Genomic DNA, 17,089 nt, shown 5'->3' with positions numbered 1-17,089 from the left:
AAGGACTTCGGCCAATCAGATGTTAATTTCCGGATTTTCAAACGATATTAAAGTGAAGAGTTTGCGACAGCGGTAAAAATCCCGCCCACAAAACAAAAAAGGAGCAGATGAACTGCTCCCTTTTTACATTTACATTGCCGCAACCCGACTCTGTTCCGTTTTCTGGAAAGCCTTTGCCAGACCTTCATCGCGCGCATAAACATCGTCATAATAACGGATTTTACCACTCGCCTCATCCGGCCATGCGGTGAAATAGGTCAGGTAAATCGGCACACCGGACGGCACTTTTATACCGCGCTCATTCTTGCCGAAATATTTAGTCAGATTTTCCTCACCGGTACTCATGACCGCAGAAGCCATGGCACGCGGATCGGCCAGACGGATACAGCCATGGCTGATCGCCCGCATATCGCGCTTGAACGCTGCTTTTGACGGCGTGTCATGCAGATAGATATCATGGCTGTTCGGGAACAGGATTTTCAACTCGCCCAGTGCATTATTCGGCCCCGGTTTCTGGCGCACACCGACATGCGCCTTGCCTTGCGCAACCGCAGACCAGTTGACCGAGGATGAAGCCACGCGCTTGCCACCGGCAATCACTTCATAATTATTACGATCAAGATAGCCGAAATCAGCCAGAATACGCGGCATCATCTCATTCATTACAATAGAGCGCGGCACCCCCCATGACGGGTTAAATACAACTGTGCTGATTGTGTCATAGAAGAAATGCGTCTGGTTGCGCGGTGAACCGATCACCACATCCATTGCCAGTTGCTCTTTGCCCTGATCGAAATATTGCGCACGATAGGCAGGCTGGTTAACGAAGACATAGCGTTGGCCAAAATCACGCGGCAGCCATCGCAGGCGTTCCATCGCATAGAGAATACGCTCGCGTTTGACCGAAGATGTTTCGCCCTGCAAGCCTGCGATGGTCGCGCGACCAATCACACCATCCGGCACCTTGCCCATCAGTTTCTGATAATCTTTAACCGCAGCCACCAGCTCAGGATCATACAGCGTCCCGTCTTTGTGACGGTCAAACATCTCCTGATAGGAATTCAGATAACCGGCCGGTGCTTTTTGTACGATCAGTGCCAGAATTTTAGGCAGTTCCGCATTGTCCTGACCCGGTTTAATCAGCGTATCCGCTGCAATACGCACAGTGTTTTTTGTTTCCGGCTTCATCGAAGCCAGCTGCGTTTTCAACTTCTGATAATAGCTGTTTTGCGGATTGAAAGCGGCCAATGTTTCCGCAGGTTCAGCATCCGCAGCCAGTGCTTTCAGCACCAGTTCCGGCTTGATGCGATTGCGCGGCAAATCATGGAAACCGCTCAGACGATTGGCAATCACCCGTCCCTCGCCGGCATCCAGCGCATAGCGCAATGCCCGTGCGGTCAGGTTGATTTCAAATGCTGCCATTTCACGAATGCGCTGATCTTTTTGCGCAGCGTCAAACTCCAGATCAGGCACTTTCACTGCATATTCAGCAGGAACCAGCCCTTCTTCTTCGGCCCGTTCGAACAGCGCCAGCACATCTTCAGCGCGGGAAGAAACATTCAGACCGTCAGACCACAGAAGTGCCTGCTCGGTTGCGTAGAAGGACACAATGGCTTCTGCAACAGACTGCTCAGCCTTAACATCCGTGGTTTTCATTACATCCAGAACGGCAGTCACCAGAGCTGTGTCTGTCTGCGTTGCAGTCTTTTTAGCAACCGGATTAATCAAGCCATCGGCACGCTGCGGCAGAGTGCTAATAAAATCCGCGGCTTCAGCATAAAGTTCAGACGGCAGTAAGCCACCTTCATTCTCAGAAATGGCTGCGGTCAATTGCATATCAACCGCGGTGAAATCCACTTTCACCAGCTTTTCTGGCTTGTAATCGTAAATCTGCGGCCCTTTAACCGAAACAGCTTTAACAGGCGCAGTTGCGGTTTTGGCAGGCTGCGCGGCACCGGCAGGTTTGGCAGTGCGCGCTGCGCCTGCGGCTTGCGGAACTTGCTGAACAGGCTGCTGCACCTGCTGGCGCTGCATTTCGCGCGCCTCGCGCTTCTCACGGAATAAATCCATCAGATTGCTGGCCGCATTGGCAGACTGCACCGGAGCCAGCACAGAAATGCCGGTAACAGCGGTGATAGCTGTTGTAAAAAATGCATTACGCATGGAAGAACTTACGATCAGGGGAAAGGATTTCAGCGAAAGTGTCATATCTGTCCGTCAGTTCTCGAGCAAAACAAGCTATGCAGGCAGTCGCCGGTGAAATGATCCGGCACCGCAATGATTCATTCCCAATAGTGTGTGCCATTGTGATTTAGAAACTTTTAACAATAAATATAATTTTAGCGGACAAAGCCCCTTCTCCTGTCAAAACTTAGAAAAAGATCAATCTGCCGCAGTGGCAATAGCGGCCACAAGCGTTAAAAGCCCGTCATCTGATAACTTACGTCTGACCGGCTGCCTGCTGAAACCTCAGCGGCAAAATCGGCGAACAAGGTGATATATGGCTGAGCAAGTAAATACCGGAATGTTTCCGCTTGGTGAGGACACAACCCCCTATCGCAAACTGACATCTGATTATGTCTCGGTCGATACATTTAAAGGTCAGGAAATCCTGACTGTTGAACAGGAAGGCCTGCGTCTGCTGGCTGAAGCTGCTTTTGCCGACATCAACCATCTGCTGCGTCCGGGTCATCTGCAGCAGCTCAGCAATATTATGGAAGATCCGGAAGCAACCGATAATGACCGCTTCGTTGCCTATGATCTTTTGAAGAATGCCAATATTGCCGCTGGCGGCGTGCTGCCGATGTGTCAGGATACCGGCACTGCGATCATTATGGGCAAAAAAGGCCGTCGTGTCTGGACTGAAGGCGGCGATGAAAGCGCGCTGGGTTCCGGTGTGATGGATGCCTATTTCAAAAAGAACCTGCGCTATTCTCAGCTGGCACCGCTGGAAATGTTCAAAGAGCAGAACACCAAGAACAACCTGCCTGCACAGATCGACATTTATCAGGAAGGCGAAGACGCCTATAAATTTCTGTTTGTCGCCAAAGGCGGCGGTTCAGCCAACAAAACTTTCCTGTTTCAGGGCACACCTTCCCTGCTGACTCATGACCGGATGATCGAGTTTCTCAAAGAGAAAATCCTGACACTCGGCACATCGGCCTGCCCGCCATACCATCTGGCGATTGTGATCGGCGGCACATCGGCTGAACAGAATCTCAAGACTGTTAAACTGGCTTCCACCCGCTATCTCGACAGCTTGCCGACCAAAGGCTCCGAAGACGGTCATGCCTTCCGCGATCTGGAAATGGAACAGGAAATCCATAAGCTCACCCAGTCTCTGGGCGTGGGTGCACAGTTTGGCGGCAAATATTTCTGCCATGATGTTCGCGTTATCCGCCTGCCGCGTCACGGCGCGTCGCTGCCGATTGGTCTGGGCGTTTCCTGCTCGGCAGACCGTCAGGCAAAAGGCAAGATCACCAAAGACGGTATCTTCCTTGAACAGCTGGAAACCAATCCGGCGAAATATATGCCTGATATTGATGAAGCCAAGCTCTCTGACAGCGTGGTGAAAATCGACCTCAACCAGCCGATGGAAGAGATTCTCAAGACCCTGTCACAGCATCCGGTTAAAACCCGCCTGTCGCTGACCGGCTCCATCATTGTGGCACGCGATCTGGCACATGCGAAAATCCGCGAGCGTCTTGAAAACGGCGACAGCATGCCGGATTATTTCAAAAATCATCCGATTTATTATGCAGGCCCTGCCAAGACCCCGACCGGTTACGCATCGGGCTCCTTCGGCCCGACAACAGCCGGACGTATGGATTCCTATGTAGATCAGTTCCAGTCTTTCGGCGGCTCCATGGTCATGCTGGCTAAAGGCAACCGTTCCCGTCAGGTACGCGATGCTTGTGGTAAGCATGGCGGTTTCTACCTCGGCTCCATCGGCGGCCCTGCCGCACGTCTGGCTCAGGACTGCATCAAGAAAGTTGAAGTGGTCGAATATCCGGAACTCGGTATGGAAGCCATCTGGCGCATTGAAGTTGAAGATTTCCCTGCCTTCATCGTCATCGACGACAAGGGCAATGACTTCTTCAAAGAACTCAATCTTTCATAAAACCAAAAAGAAAGCCGGAGGAAACTCCGGCTTTCTTTTTTAGTGAAACTTCGGTTCGCGGCTGAGATTTTTCTCTTTCAACTCATCGAGATAGCCTTGCCAGCGGGTTTCATATTCCTCACCAAGCTGATGCAGATAAATCCATGTGAACAGGCCGGTATCATGCATATCATCAAAAGTGATGCGCACCGCATAATTGCCGACCGGATCAATCTTCATAATACCAACATTGATCTTACCCGGTACAGTCACACGCTGCTCGGGCGAATGTCCCTGCACTTCCGCCGAGGGTGACAAAACACGCAGCATCTCCGCCGGAAATGAATAATTATGTCCGTTATTGAATGTCACAGACAGGGTTTTGCGGTCTTGGGAAACCCGCAACTCTTCCGGCCAGATATCGCTCATTGAATGATCCACCATATTCACGTCTGCCTTACGTGGTAATATCAGAAACACTGACGGGCAAGAGCCTGCGTGACATAATGGTACTGGACAGCACCATATGTTGAACTTATCTCTCTTATATAGAAGCGATGACTGAAGAAGCCGATATACAGGTAATATGGACGTAACAGCACTGAATGCCCAAAAAACAACGCCGGTAGCACCTATGATTGACCCGTTCGGACGGGCAATTACCTATTTGCGCGTTTCTGTAACTGACCGCTGTGATTTCCGCTGCACCTATTGCATGGCCGAACATATGACCTTTCTGCCGAAGAAAGATCTGTTGTCGCTGGAAGAACTAGACCGCCTTTGTTCAACTTTTATTGATAAGGGTGTGCGCAAAATCCGCCTCACCGGTGGTGAGCCGCTGGTGCGCAAAAATATCATGCACCTCATCGGCAGTCTGTCGCGCCATATTGAAGCCGGTGCGCTTGATGAGCTGACTTTGACCACCAATGGGTCGCAGCTCTCCCGCTATGCAGAGGAACTGGCAGCCTGCGGCATCAAACGCATCAATGTCTCGCTCGACACGCTGGATGCGGAAAAGTTCAAGACAATCACCCGTTGGGGTGATCTGGCACAGGTTCTGCGCGGGATTGATGCCGCGCAAAAAGCAGGCATACATATCAAGCTCAATGCCGTGGCTCTCAAAGGTTTTAACGACCATGAGGTACCGGACATGCTGCGCTGGGCGCATGGCCGCGGCATGGATATGACACTGATTGAAACCATGCCGATGGGCGAGATTGATCTCGACCGCACTGATCAGTATCTGCCGCTCTCCATGCTGCGTGCTTCACTTGCACGCCAGTTCACCATGACGGATATTCCCTACCAGACCGGCGGGCCTGCCCGTTATGTGCAGATTTCGGAAACCGGCGGTCGCCTCGGCTTTATTACGCCGATGACCCATAATTTCTGCGAAAGCTGCAACCGCGTGCGCATCACCTGCACCGGCACGCTTTATATGTGCCTTGGTCAGGAAGATGCGGCTGATCTGCGTGAACCGTTGCGGGCAAGTGCTGATAATGCGCTGCTGTCGGAAGCAATCGACAATGCAATTTTGCGCAAGCCAAAAGGCCATGACTTCATCATCGACCGGCGGCATAACCGCCCTGCAGTCTCGCGCCATATGAGTGTCACCGGCGGCTAAAGCGTATCAGCATTAAGTGCACTCATTTAACGCCCGCAACCATGCGATGTGCACACGGCATAATCTAGATAATAAACCGGCATTATCTTGATTTTTATATCATTATTTTGCTGTGTATGACGCAAACGGGTGACCATGTCGCATAAATACTTGTTATAAGTCCGGCATAAAAGCATTTCCGGTAAAAGTTCGAGAGCCTTTTGCGCAGGACAATGCTCTAAATGAAAAGCTCTTCAGCTTTTCCTGCAGGAATATGACCGTGGCACTTTCAGCTAATATCCGCTCCAGTCTTTATATGATGCTCGGTATGGGCGTCTTCGCCATCGGCGATGCTCTGACCAAATATTCCACGCAGACGCTCAATCTCGGGCAGTTCATGTTTATGCGCGGATTATTATGCATTCTCCTGCTGGCCTTTATTGCCGCGCGACAGGGCGTGCTCAGCCGCTGGCGCGATGCATTGGACAAAGTCACCATCCTGCGCGGCTTTGGTGAAGTCGGCGCGACGACCTTTTATCTGGTGGGACTTACACATCTGTCCCTCGCATTTGTCTCATCGGTCTATCAGGCAGTGCCGCTGGCGGTAACGCTGGGCGCAGTGCTGTTTCTCGGTGAAAAAGTCGGCTGGCGGCGCTGGTTGTCAATTGGCATCGGCTTTATCGGCGTGCTGATTATCATCCGCCCCGGCGGTGATGCCTCCGGTAATGGTATGAATGCTTATGCTCTGCTGCTGCTTGTTGGTGTCTGCTTTACTGCCATGCGCGACCTCTCGACCCGCCGCATCAATATGCAAATCCCGACCATTCTGATTTCTGCCATGACTTCGATTATGATTACTATTACCGGTTTCATTATCATGCAGACGGATACCGGCTGGGTTCAGCCGACAACGACAGATATTATCCATGTCAGCATTGCTGCTGTGCTGCTCATCATCGGCTATCACTGCATTATCCTTGCTACCCGCGCCGGTGACATGTCCTTTGCATCGCCGTTTCGTTACACCAGTCTGCTTTGGGCAATCGCGCTGAGCTATATTGTATTCAATCAGATACCGGATCAGAATACGCTGATCGGCTCGGCAATCGTGGTCGCCAGCGGTTGCTATATGCTTTATCGTGAAGCAATTACGGGCTACCGGATGCGCAGGGAGTTGCGGCGGCAAAATGCCGGAAGCAGTATTTCTCCCTGAAATCCGGCTTTTCAATCAAAGGTGCGTCAGTCATGTCTGTCCCGATCATATCTACCGGCAAACAAGTGCTGACAGGTAAAAATGTTTTGGGGCTCATTCTGGCAGGCGGCAGCAGCCAGCGTCTCGGCGGCGGCGACAAATCCCTGCGCCCGCTCGGAGATCATACTATTCTTCATCAGGTTTGCGCGCGCCTGAAGCCACAAACCGATCAGATCATTCTCAGCGCCAATAGTGATCCTGCCTTTTTCGCAAGTTTCGGCTATCCGGTTATCAATGACGGGAAATGGCTCAACAGCGGCCCGCTGGCCGGTATTCTCGCCGGTTGTCATTATGCAACCCAGCTTGGTTGCAGCCATGTGATGAGTGTGGCTGCGGATACACCATTTTTCCCACCCGATTTGTTGCACCGCTTTGCGCAGGTTCTGGCTGACGCAACCTCACCTATGGATGACACAATTATATTCGCCCGTTCGGATTTTGGTGCGCATCCGACCTTTGCGCTGTGGCCGGCCAATATTGCTGCCTCATTGGAAAACTGGCTCTCGGAAACCAAAAGACGCAGCATTCGCGTTTTCGCGAATAATCATACTGTTGCCTATGCAGATTTCAGCGAAACTGATAAAATCAGCGGTCTTGATCCGTTTTTTAACATCAACACACAAACGGAACTGGCGCTGGCCAGATCAGCCTGGCAATTGCAGGATATGAGCGGCTGGCAGGAGCGTGAATCATGACACAGAAAATCTTCGGCATCACCGGATGGAAAAACTCCGGCAAAACCACACTTGCGGAATGTGTGGTGCGCGAACTGACCAAACGCGGCTATACAATCTCAACAATCAAACATGCCCATCACAGTTTTGACATTGATACAGTGGGAACGGATTCCTATCGTCACCGTCAAGCCGGAGCGGCTGAGGTTGCCATTGTCTCTTTCAATCGCTGGGCATTGATGCATGAATTGCGCGATGCTCAGGAACCTGCGCTTGAGGAAATTGTCAGCCGTATGGCGCCCTGCGATCTGATACTGGTTGAGGGCTACAAGAACGACAAACATCCAAAAATTGAAGTCCGGCGCAAAGACAGCCCGACTCAAATCCCCCTCAATGCAGAGCAATATTCGATCGTGGCTATCGCCACTGATGAGGGTTTGAGAGATCAGAGCGTACCGGTTCTGGATCTGAATAATATTGCAGCCGTCAGCGATTTTGTTGAAAACTACTGCGGATTGAAAAACTGAAGCCGGAAAACAAGATTTGAGAACGGATGACAACAATGAAATTAAAACATTAATTTATTTAAATAATATATTGATTTAAAATCATAAATTTAAAAAATAAATTCAAACTCACCTATGAACTGCTGAGCAGTAATTTTCACATTTCCTCACATTGTTTTAAAACGCTTTTTTACCCTTGCCTTTCTCGCAAAAATGGTGGGAATATCCAGCGAACAATTATTACGTCAGAATCCGGTAAAAAATAAACCGATTAGAATAAACCGGCTTTGTAGTTCTGACATTATGATTGCAACTTTTGGATGGGTTAAACGGGTGAAAAGTACATGAAAAATTACAAGAAAATTATCGGAACCGCGCTGTCTGCCATAGTCATGACCGGTGCAGTTTCCCTGACTGCCACAGCAGTGCAGGCACAGGAACCTTTGAAGCTGACAATTGCAACCGAAGGTGCCTATCCTCCGTTTAACTTCATCAGCGCTTCCGGCGAGCTGTCCGGTTTTGACGTGGATATCGGCCGCGCGCTCTGCGAAGAAATGAAGGCTGAATGCAAGTTCATCACCATTGAATGGGATGGCGCTATTCCGAGCCTGCAGGCTGGTAAATTTGATGCTTTCATCGCTTCCATGTCCATCACCGATGAGCGTAAGAAGCAGGTTGATTTCAGCAACAAATATTACAACACCCCTCCGGGTCTTGCTGCTCCGAAAGATACCGACATCAAAGGCACAACCAAAGAAGATCTTGCCGGTAAAACCATCGGCGTACAGATCTCCACAACCCATGCCAATTACGCAGAAAAAACCTTCACGGACAGCACCATCAAAGCCTATCCGACTGCGGAAGAATATCGCCTTGATCTGGCCAATGGCCGTCTTGATGCCGCAAGCGATGACAGCGTGACCCTGTCCCAGTGGCTGAAAACCGAAGACGGCGCTTGCTGTAAAATGGTTGGCACATGGGCTCCGGTTCTGGAAATTCACGGCCCGGGCGCTGGCGTAGCCTTCAAAAAAGGCAATCCTGAGCTGATCGCCAAATTCAATGATGCGATTAAAGCTATTCGTGCGAACGGCAAATATAAAGAAATCAACGACAAATACTTTGAATTCGACGCTTATGGCGCGGAAACAGACTAATATCGTCGGGTTTAACAGCTGAAACTCTCTTAAGGCTGCATCCTTGTGATGCAGCTTTTTTATGTTTGCTGCCATTGATCCCGATTTAATGCAAAAACCACATCAACCTATGCATAATCATCTGAAAGCCGTCACCTGCATGTCGTAAATGCGAGTGTTTTGCGTGCGAGTGACTGATAGAGAAGAAAGAAATTTTTGAAATCCACAATATTAAATTATCACCATAATATGTTGATTTTTAATATTTTATATAAAGAATACCGTCTGATTACCTGCAGATAAGAGTGATTTAAACCATGTCCAGCGCTTTATTTTTCCGTGTGCGGGCAAAACATGATTTTTGATACTTGCCTTTAACGCCGGAATGATGGGAATATCGCCGTTAACAAATTTTTCTTCGCAAAGAAAATGCGCTAAAAAAACGCCAGCGAAGAGAAGAAAAAAACAACAATGCTTCTTACAATGGGACTTATGGGGGTATCAGAAGAATGAATAAAGTTACGGGAGCAAGCCGTCGTTTCAGCAAAGCTCTGCGCGGGCTGGCAACTGCCGGTGTGGTGACAATCACTGCCGTTGCAGCACTGACCGCATCCGCGCATGCTCAGGAGCAGCTTACACTGAAAGTCGGTTCGGAAGGCGCCTATCCTCCCTACAATTTCGTCAAGGCTGACGGCACGGTTGCAGGCTTTGAAATCGACATCGCCAACGCACTTTGCGAAGAATTAAAAGCCAAATGCCAAATCATTGTGCAGGACTGGGATGGTATGATCCCCGCCCTTCAGTCCGGCAAGCTTGATGTTGTGATCTCCTCCATGTCGATCACTCCTGCCCGTAAAGAACAGGTCGATTTCAGTAATAAATATTACAATCCTGCTGCGGCAATCGCCGTGCCAAAAGATTCTGATATCAAAGGCACAGCAAAAGAAGACCTCGCAGGCAAAACAGTCGGCGTACAGTCCTCAACTGTTCACGCTGTGTTTTCCGAGCATGAATATACCGACAGCACCATCAACAATTATGGCAGCTCGGATGAAGCGCGTATGGACATGGTTGCCGGTCGTGTTGATGCTGTGAACGACAATATCGTATCGCTGATTGACTGGCTCAAGACACCGGAAGGTGCCTGCTGCAAACTGGTCGGTCCAGTGAAGGCAAATCTTGAAATTCACGGTCCGGGTGTTGGTGTTGCCATCAAAAAAGGTCGTGAAGAACTGGTTGAGAAATTCAACACAGCTATTCTCGCCATCCGTGACAATGGTAAATACAAAGAAATCAACGACAAATATTTTGATTTCGATATTTACGGCGAATAATTCCGAAGAAACCGGTCAGATCCGTTTGGCCGGTATTTTAATAAACTGATCTTGACGGGTGACAAACCGGATTTGCCACCCGTCCTCACAGGGATAGACTAAATGGAAAAATATGCTGTGTTAATTGGCTTTGGTCCGGACGGATGGGGGCTGAGCATAGCATGGGGGCTGTTGACGACCGTTTTGCTGGCGCTTGCCACTTTACCAATCGGTTTGTTACTCGGTTTCCTTGTGGCTTTAGGAAAGCAATCGGCTGAGCCATCGCTGCGCCTTGCTTCCAATATTTATACAACGATATTCCGCGGACTGCCTGAGCTGCTTACATTGTTTTTGGTGTATTTCGGCGGCTCTCTTGCAGTTCAGAAGGTTTTTGCGCTGATCGGCTTTCAGGGTTCGGTAGAGGTCAATGCCTTTGCCGCCGGTATGATCGCTCTGGGCTTTGTTTTCTCTTCCTACTCCAGTGAAGTGTTCCTGTCCGCGTTTCGCGCCATACCGAAAGGCCAGTATGAAGGCGCTTTCGCCATCGGCCTCACCAATTTTCAGACCATGCGCAAGATTATCTTCCCGCAGCTGATTAAGATTGCTCTGCCGGGTCTCGCCAATCTCTGGATGGTTCTGCTCAAAGATACATCGCTGGTATCAGTTATCAGCCTGACAGATATTCTGCGTCAGACTTCGGTTGCTGCGCGCGTCACCAAAGAACCGTTCCTGTTCTACGGCGTGGCCTGCCTGATCTATCTGGCACTTGCAATTATCTCTTCTTACTTTATCGCCCGCATTGAAAAATGGGCTGAAGGCAGCCGCAAACAGCCGGCAGCAAGTGTGGTGCGTCAATGACAACAATAAGCAATATGCAAACTGATCGCGTTTTCCGCCCTGCTGAGCCGCCTCGTCCGTGGACAGGTGCACGTATTACCGGCCATATACTGGTAGCTATCTGGCTTGCACTGTTCGCCGGTCTTGCAATCTATCTGTATAATTCATGGCAGATTGATCTGGTTGAAACCTATGCACCACGTTACTGGAATGGTCTGAAAACAACCCTTATTCTGGTTGCGCTGTCGATTGTGCTTGGTGCTTTGCTGTCACTGCCGGTTGCGCTTGCCCGCATGTCGGACAACCGTATTCTGGGCGGCATCGCCTATGCCTATGTATATTTCTTCCGTGGTACACCGCTGCTGGCGCAGATCTTCCTGATCTATTACGGTCTGGGAACCTTCCGCCCGTTTCTGGAAACTATCGGGCTTTGGGGCTTTTTCCGCGAAGCATGGTATTGCGCGGTTCTGGCATTTACGCTGAATACAGCCGCTTATCAGGCTGAAATTCTGCGTGGTGCAATCCTCAGCGTACCAAAAGGTCAGTGGGAAGGTGCGCATGCGCTCGGCCTGTCTAAGTTCCAGACATTCCGCAAGATCATTCTGCCTCAGGCACTGATTGTTGCTCTGCGTCCTTACGGCAATGAAATCATTCTGATGATTAAAGGCTCTGCCATTGTTGCAATCATCACGGTTTATGACCTGATGGGCGAAACCCGCCGCGCCTATTCCCGTACATTTGATTTCCAGACCTATCTGTGGGCGGCAATCATTTATCTGGCGATTGTGGAAGTGCTGCGCAATATCATTGAATGGATTGAGCGCCGGATCACTGTTCACCTTATCCGCTAAAAGATAAGACATACAGAAAACAAAAAAGCCTGCCTCTGACCTCAGAGGCAGGCTTTTTAATTGGTCGAACAAATCAGATCAGTTGTTGTTTGATAGAAGCTCCAGCAGCACATCAGCCCCCATTTCACCGGCAGGCTTATCTGTATGCATTTTAGTGATAATCCGCTCGAAACCATCAATCTGTGCCTGTCGCACCAGACCGTCTTCAAGCAAACGCTCAATCTGTCGGCACAACATGCCTGCACGGACGAACTCGTTAAAGAACTCAGGAATAACCGGCGTATCATCAATAATATTCGGCAGTGATGCGCTCCAGATGGTTATCAGCCGCGTAATAAATAATCTGCTGAACAGATCGGCCTTGTAGGTAATCACTGCCGGAATTTTGGTCAGCGCCAGTTCAAGCGACACAGTACCAGAAGCAGCCAATGCCGCATCGGCCTTGGCAAAGGCATCCCATTTCGCAGCCTCACCGGTAACAATAACTGGCTTAACCGGCCAGTCTTTCGTCAGGTTCTGCACATAGGCTTCATGGCGTTCCGGTGTGGGCAGAATTGCATGCACAGTTCCGTTGCGTTCATTCAGCAATTGCAGCGTTGTGCCAAATTCTTTGAGCAAAGCCTGTATTTCAGACCGGCGGGAACCTGGTAAAAGCAGAATGGTTTTCTCGGCATCTTCTGCCGGTGCTTTGCGGTTTTTCCGCGCTTTAGCCACATCCAGCAATGGCTGATAGCTGCTCAACCGGTGGCCGACATAGGTCGATTTCGGGCCGGAAAGGCGCTGCATAACCTCAACTTCAAAAGGCAGAACCGTCAACACATGGTCAATATATTTGCGCATTTCCTTGGCGCGCTGCGGACGCCATGCCCAGACCGTCGGGGCAATATATTTGATGATCGGTATCGACGGATCGGCCTGACGCACCTTCTTCGCCACGCGATGGGTGAAATCCGGACTGTCGATAATCAGCAGGCAATCCGGCTTCTCAGCCACAATCGCTTTGGCGGTCTGGCTGATCCGCATAATCAACTTCGGCAACCGCACCAGCACTGCCCCAATACCCATCAGGGCAATCTCATCAGGATCAAACAGGCTCTGCAATCCGCGCTGTTGTAAATGTGTGCCGCCAACGCCCACAAGACTGATCAGGCGATCCGTTTTCGTACGCAGCGCATCCACAAGATCTGCTCCAAGCAGATCTCCGGATTCCTCACCGGCCACAACAGCAATTTTCAACGGGAGTTTTTCACTCATATTCAAACCGGCATCCTTTGGATTAAAGTGGTTCCGGTCAGAGCAAAATCATTGGAACCATATTATCTCTTTAGTTGGTCGCATTGTCACAGCTGTCAAGTTGACTCAACTTGACTGTGAAATGCTCCGGCTCGCACCCGATTGAACCCCCGATTAAACGAAAGTGCTTCGGTTGCAAGAGCTGCAGCATAGTTGCTGAACAGCGGCAGAGCTATACAGGTTTTGAAAAATTATTCGCGCGGACTGTCGAAAGTAACAATAAACAAGCCCTGCGCATCGGCGGATTGAACTGTGTCGTGATAGGACAACATCACAGTACGGCCAGCCTCGATAGCAATGCCTGCAAGCCCTGCAGCTGCAATATTGGTCACCGTATCAATGCCGATCGTCGGCAGATCTGCCCGCTCATCCTGTGCAGGTTTTGCGCATTTAACCAGCACACCACCCTGACGCGGGATGCGGCCTTCCTGACGCAACTGGCGCACACGCTCAATCATATTGTCAGTGCCTTCAGCACCTTCCAGCGCCACAACACGACCGCCCGCAGCAATAGCACCCTGCCCGACATCCAACTTACCCAAGATAAAGGCAGCTTCACGTGCAAGATCAATATTATGCTGTTCTTTTTTATCCGGCTTAACCGCAGTCAGCACGGATGCTGCCGGTGCCAGAATATCGGGCACAATCTGATGCGCGCCGACCATATGGAAGCCGTAGGATTCCAGAAGCCCGATAAAAGCACGAAGCAAAGCATCATCGCCTTTGCCCAATGCTTTAAACACCCGCGGCAGAGCACGGATGGTTGTCATATCCAAACGTATATCGCTAAAATGCGGGCGTTGGCGGACACCGCCCGCCAGAATAACATTCTTCGCACCGGCTTGTTTCAGCGCCTTAATCAGGCGGGTGAATTCCACCACTGAAACAGTTTCATGGTCAAAACGTTTGAGGCTTTCATCCGCCTCGCCCTTCAGACAAATGACAAAGGGCGGATTGCCTTTCTTTTCAAGAGCTTCTGCCACAACTTGCGGCAAAAGCCCGTTACCGGCAATAATAGCGGTTCTGGCTTCAGCATCTACGGCCCGGACAGAAACAGCGCTTTTCGTCATATTATGAATGGTCTTCAATATGACCGTGCTTGCCATGCAGAAGCGGTGTCGTGAACGAGCTGCGCTTGGCATCGGCTGTGATGAAAGCAACCAGATCACCCACTGCCGGTGAATCTGCAAACTCAATGCGCACGTCTTCCACGCGCTCTTTCACCGGCTTTGTACGGTCAAACAGCATACGGACTGCACGGCGCACAGCATGGATTTCTTTACGTTCCAGACCGGAGCGTTTCATGCCGATAATGTTGAGACCACCGAGATGCGCATGAACGCCAATGGCCATGCCGAACGGAATAACATCCTGCACAACAGCCGCCATACCGCCAACAAAGGCATGATGACCGACGCGGACGAACTGGTGCACAGCAGCGCCGCCACCGAGAATTGCATGATCGCCGATTTCGCAATGGCCGCCGATCATCACATTATTCGCAAAAGTTACGTGATTACCGACATCGCAATCATGGGCGACATGGGCATAAGCGAGAAATGTGGAATTATCGCCGACATTGGTATAGCCGCGGCTGGTATCGGAGCCGCGATGCATGGTCACGCCTTCGCGGATCATCGCATTTTTGCCGACCAGCAGTTTGGTGTGGCCACCTTTATGCTTACCGTTTTGCGGCTCGCAACCGAGAATAGCATGCGGGAAAACTTTGGCGTTTTCACCAAGTGTCGTAAACCCCGTGACAACAACATGGCTCATCAGCTCGCTGTTATCACCAATCTCTGCGCCTGCCTGAACATGGCAGAAAGCGCCGACAGAAACACCCTGACCAAGTTTGGCGCCCGGTTCAACGCAGGCTGTCGGGTGAATAGAGGTTTCACGCATTCAAATCACGCTTTTTCTTCAGTTATATCAAAGCCCGAACCGGACTTTGAAAATTAATGTATTTGTTTGCAGGATCGCCTGTAACAGACTGTCTGCTTACGCACCAGTCATTGCAGAGACATCCGCTTCGGCAACTTTAACGCCGTCAACTTCAGCGACACATGCAAATCTTGAAATATTTCCGCGCTGCTTCACTTTTTTGACGCGAAGCAACATGCGATCACCCGGAACAACAGGACGACGGAATTTTGCATTATCAATTGTCAGCAAAAATACGGTTCCTGCATTTTCAAGGCCCATCTTGAGCATTGAAATCGCACCGGCGGTCTGCGCCATTGCTTCAATGATCAATACACCGGGCATAATAGGGGTCGCAGGAAAATGTCCAGTAAAATGTGGTTCATTGAATGTCACATTTTTGATACCGGTCGCGGAATCATCACCGTCAATATCGACAATACGGTCGATAAGAAGAAACGGATAACGATGCGGCAGAACTGCCAGCAACTTCTGAATATCTGCTGAACCAAGGCTGTTCTGCTCAACATTCTCACTCATATCAGGATTTCTCCTTCTTACTTTGACCGATACTGCGCAACGTCGCAATATCGCGGAACCACTGCTTCAGCGGTCTGGCTGGCAGACCACCCCATCTCTCACCATCGGGAATATCATTCATCACACCGCTCGCAGCGGCAATCTGCACGCGCGAACCGATATTGATATGATCTGCAAGGCCGACACGTCCGCCGATCATCGCCATATCACCGATGGTCACACTACCGGAAATACCGGTGTGGGCAGCAATTACGCAATGCCGCCCGATTTTAACATTATGCGCAACCTGCACCAGATTATCGATCTTGGTGCCCTCGCCGATCACGGTATCACTCAGTGAACCACGATCAATCGTGGTATTCGCACCGATTTCCACGCCATCCTGAATGATGACGCGACCAAGCTGCGGCACTTTTTCAAGCCCTGCAGGACCCGGCACATATCCGAAACCATCCTGCCCGATGCGAACACCCGGATGCAGATAAACGCGGTTACCGATCAGCGCATAGGTCAGGGAAACATTCGGCGCAATGATACAATCGCGGCCGATTTTACAGCCTGCGCCAATCACACTATTCGCACAGATTGTTGTACCTGAACCGATAGATACACCGGCACCGACGACTGCGCCTGGTTCAATCGTAACATCGCTTTCAATCTCGGCACTCGGGTGAATCGTGGCATTTTCAGAAATACCAGGAACACCCAGCAATGAGCGCGGATGCACAGCCTGCGCATAAAGCTTACGGCCGACAGCAGCAAAATCCCGCTGCGGCGATTTACTCACCAGAATCGCAACGCCCTCAGGAATCAATGATGCCTGCGCTTCTGCGCATAACACAGCGGCCGCTTTGAGCGAGCTCAGAGCAGCTTCGTTTTTCTTACCTTCAAGGAAAACAAGAGAATCCGGTGTTGCATTATCCAAAGACGCCAAATGCTCAATTTTCCGGTCGGCATATTGCTTTGTCAGCAATTCGGAACCGGTAAATTGAGCAATATCAGCGACGTTGAGTGCACAGGACAGCGTATAAAATACAGGATCTGCCATCAACATACTTTCTCTCCTGA

16 protein-coding genes are annotated in these 17,089 nt (G+C 50.4%); 9 read left to right on the top strand and 7 right to left on the bottom strand.

All coding sequences use genetic code 11. The features are described 5' to 3' along the window. Positions 1-129: 129 nt before the first annotated feature. Positions 130-2,208 carry a murein L,D-transpeptidase gene (locus tag K1X45_RS01245; protein ID WP_255560472.1) on the bottom strand — a complete coding sequence of 693 codons (2,079 nt, stop codon included), beginning with the start codon at positions 2,206-2,208 and terminating at the stop codon, positions 130-132. Between the two features lie 292 nt (positions 2,209-2,500). Here K1X45_RS01245 and K1X45_RS01240 point away from each other — a divergent pair, with 292 nt between their 5' ends. Next, positions 2,501-4,120, top strand: coding sequence for a fumarate hydratase (locus K1X45_RS01240; RefSeq protein WP_075655406.1), 1,620 nt, complete (start codon positions 2,501-2,503; stop codon positions 4,118-4,120). Positions 4,121-4,159: 39 nt separating this feature from the next. Here K1X45_RS01240 and K1X45_RS01235 read toward each other — a convergent pair whose 3' ends face one another. Further along, positions 4,160-4,528 (bottom strand): gamma-butyrobetaine hydroxylase-like domain-containing protein, encoded by a 369-nt coding sequence (locus tag K1X45_RS01235; protein ID WP_028233980.1) that lies wholly within the window; start codon positions 4,526-4,528, stop codon positions 4,160-4,162. Positions 4,529-4,685: 157 nt separating this feature from the next. Between K1X45_RS01235 and moaA the strand changes: the two genes are divergently transcribed. The 8 genes from moaA to K1X45_RS01195 all read left to right on the top strand — a co-directional run bounded on the left by moaA (position 4,686) and on the right by K1X45_RS01195 (position 12,268). Next, positions 4,686-5,723, top strand: a complete 1,038-nt coding sequence (gene moaA / locus K1X45_RS01230; protein WP_370627053.1) for a GTP 3',8-cyclase MoaA — start codon at positions 4,686-4,688, stop codon at positions 5,721-5,723. A 259-nt stretch (positions 5,724-5,982) separates the two neighbouring features. Next, positions 5,983-6,915, top strand: a complete 933-nt coding sequence (locus tag K1X45_RS01225) for a DMT family transporter (RefSeq protein WP_033316248.1) — start codon at positions 5,983-5,985, stop codon at positions 6,913-6,915. Positions 6,916-6,947: 32 nt separating this feature from the next. Beyond that, entirely contained in the window at positions 6,948-7,649 is a 702-nt protein-coding gene (mobA, locus tag K1X45_RS01220) for a molybdenum cofactor guanylyltransferase MobA (RefSeq protein ID WP_220159564.1), read from the top strand. Next, positions 7,646-8,155 carry a molybdopterin-guanine dinucleotide biosynthesis protein B gene (gene mobB / locus K1X45_RS01215; protein WP_220159563.1) on the top strand — a complete coding sequence of 170 codons (510 nt, stop codon included), beginning with the start codon at positions 7,646-7,648 and terminating at the stop codon, positions 8,153-8,155. The genes mobA and mobB overlap by 4 nt, the downstream gene beginning before the upstream one ends. 323 nt (positions 8,156-8,478) lie before the next feature. Continuing rightward, entirely contained in the window at positions 8,479-9,288 is an 810-nt protein-coding gene (locus K1X45_RS01210) for an ABC transporter substrate-binding protein (RefSeq protein ID WP_220159562.1), read from the top strand. Positions 9,289-9,776: 488 nt separating this feature from the next. Beyond that, the gene (locus K1X45_RS01205) at positions 9,777-10,601 is read left to right on the top strand and encodes a transporter substrate-binding domain-containing protein (RefSeq protein ID WP_213597667.1); all 825 of its coding nucleotides are present in this window, start codon (positions 9,777-9,779) and stop codon (positions 10,599-10,601) included. A gap of 102 nt (positions 10,602-10,703) precedes the next feature. Next, positions 10,704-11,438 (top strand): ABC transporter permease, encoded by a 735-nt coding sequence (locus K1X45_RS01200; RefSeq protein WP_022712383.1) that lies wholly within the window; start codon positions 10,704-10,706, stop codon positions 11,436-11,438. 14 nt (positions 11,439-11,452) lie between these two features. Next, a complete protein-coding gene (locus K1X45_RS01195; protein WP_245257358.1) occupies positions 11,453-12,268 on the top strand; it encodes an ABC transporter permease in 816 nt (271 codons plus the stop codon). A 78-nt stretch (positions 12,269-12,346) separates the two neighbouring features. Here the strand turns inward: K1X45_RS01195 and lpxB are convergent, their stop codons facing one another. The 5 genes from lpxB to lpxD form a co-directional block, all read right to left on the bottom strand. Further along, entirely contained in the window at positions 12,347-13,522 is a 1,176-nt protein-coding gene (gene lpxB / locus K1X45_RS01190) for a lipid-A-disaccharide synthase (protein ID WP_220159561.1), read from the bottom strand. Positions 13,523-13,752: 230 nt separating this feature from the next. Then, the gene (locus K1X45_RS01185) at positions 13,753-14,631 is read right to left on the bottom strand and encodes an LpxI family protein (protein ID WP_220159560.1); all 879 of its coding nucleotides are present in this window, start codon (positions 14,629-14,631) and stop codon (positions 13,753-13,755) included. 1 nt (position 14,632) lies between these two features. Further along, positions 14,633-15,463, bottom strand: coding sequence for an acyl-ACP--UDP-N-acetylglucosamine O-acyltransferase (gene lpxA, locus K1X45_RS01180; protein ID WP_116088060.1), 831 nt, complete (start codon positions 15,461-15,463; stop codon positions 14,633-14,635). Positions 15,464-15,559: 96 nt separating this feature from the next. Next, positions 15,560-16,021, bottom strand: a complete 462-nt coding sequence (gene fabZ / locus K1X45_RS01175) for a 3-hydroxyacyl-ACP dehydratase FabZ (protein ID WP_022712388.1) — start codon at positions 16,019-16,021, stop codon at positions 15,560-15,562. A 1-nt stretch (position 16,022) separates the two neighbouring features. Next, the gene (gene lpxD / locus K1X45_RS01170) at positions 16,023-17,069 is read right to left on the bottom strand and encodes a UDP-3-O-(3-hydroxymyristoyl)glucosamine N-acyltransferase (RefSeq protein WP_220160344.1); all 1,047 of its coding nucleotides are present in this window, start codon (positions 17,067-17,069) and stop codon (positions 16,023-16,025) included. Between the last annotated feature and the right edge of the window lie 20 nt (positions 17,070-17,089).

Origin of the sequence: Pseudochrobactrum sp. Wa41.01b-1 (assembly GCF_019464455.1) — a bacterium.
Lineage (GTDB): Bacteria > Pseudomonadota > Alphaproteobacteria > Rhizobiales > Rhizobiaceae > Pseudochrobactrum > Pseudochrobactrum saccharolyticum.
This window is presented reverse-complemented; position numbering and strand designations above follow the sequence as displayed.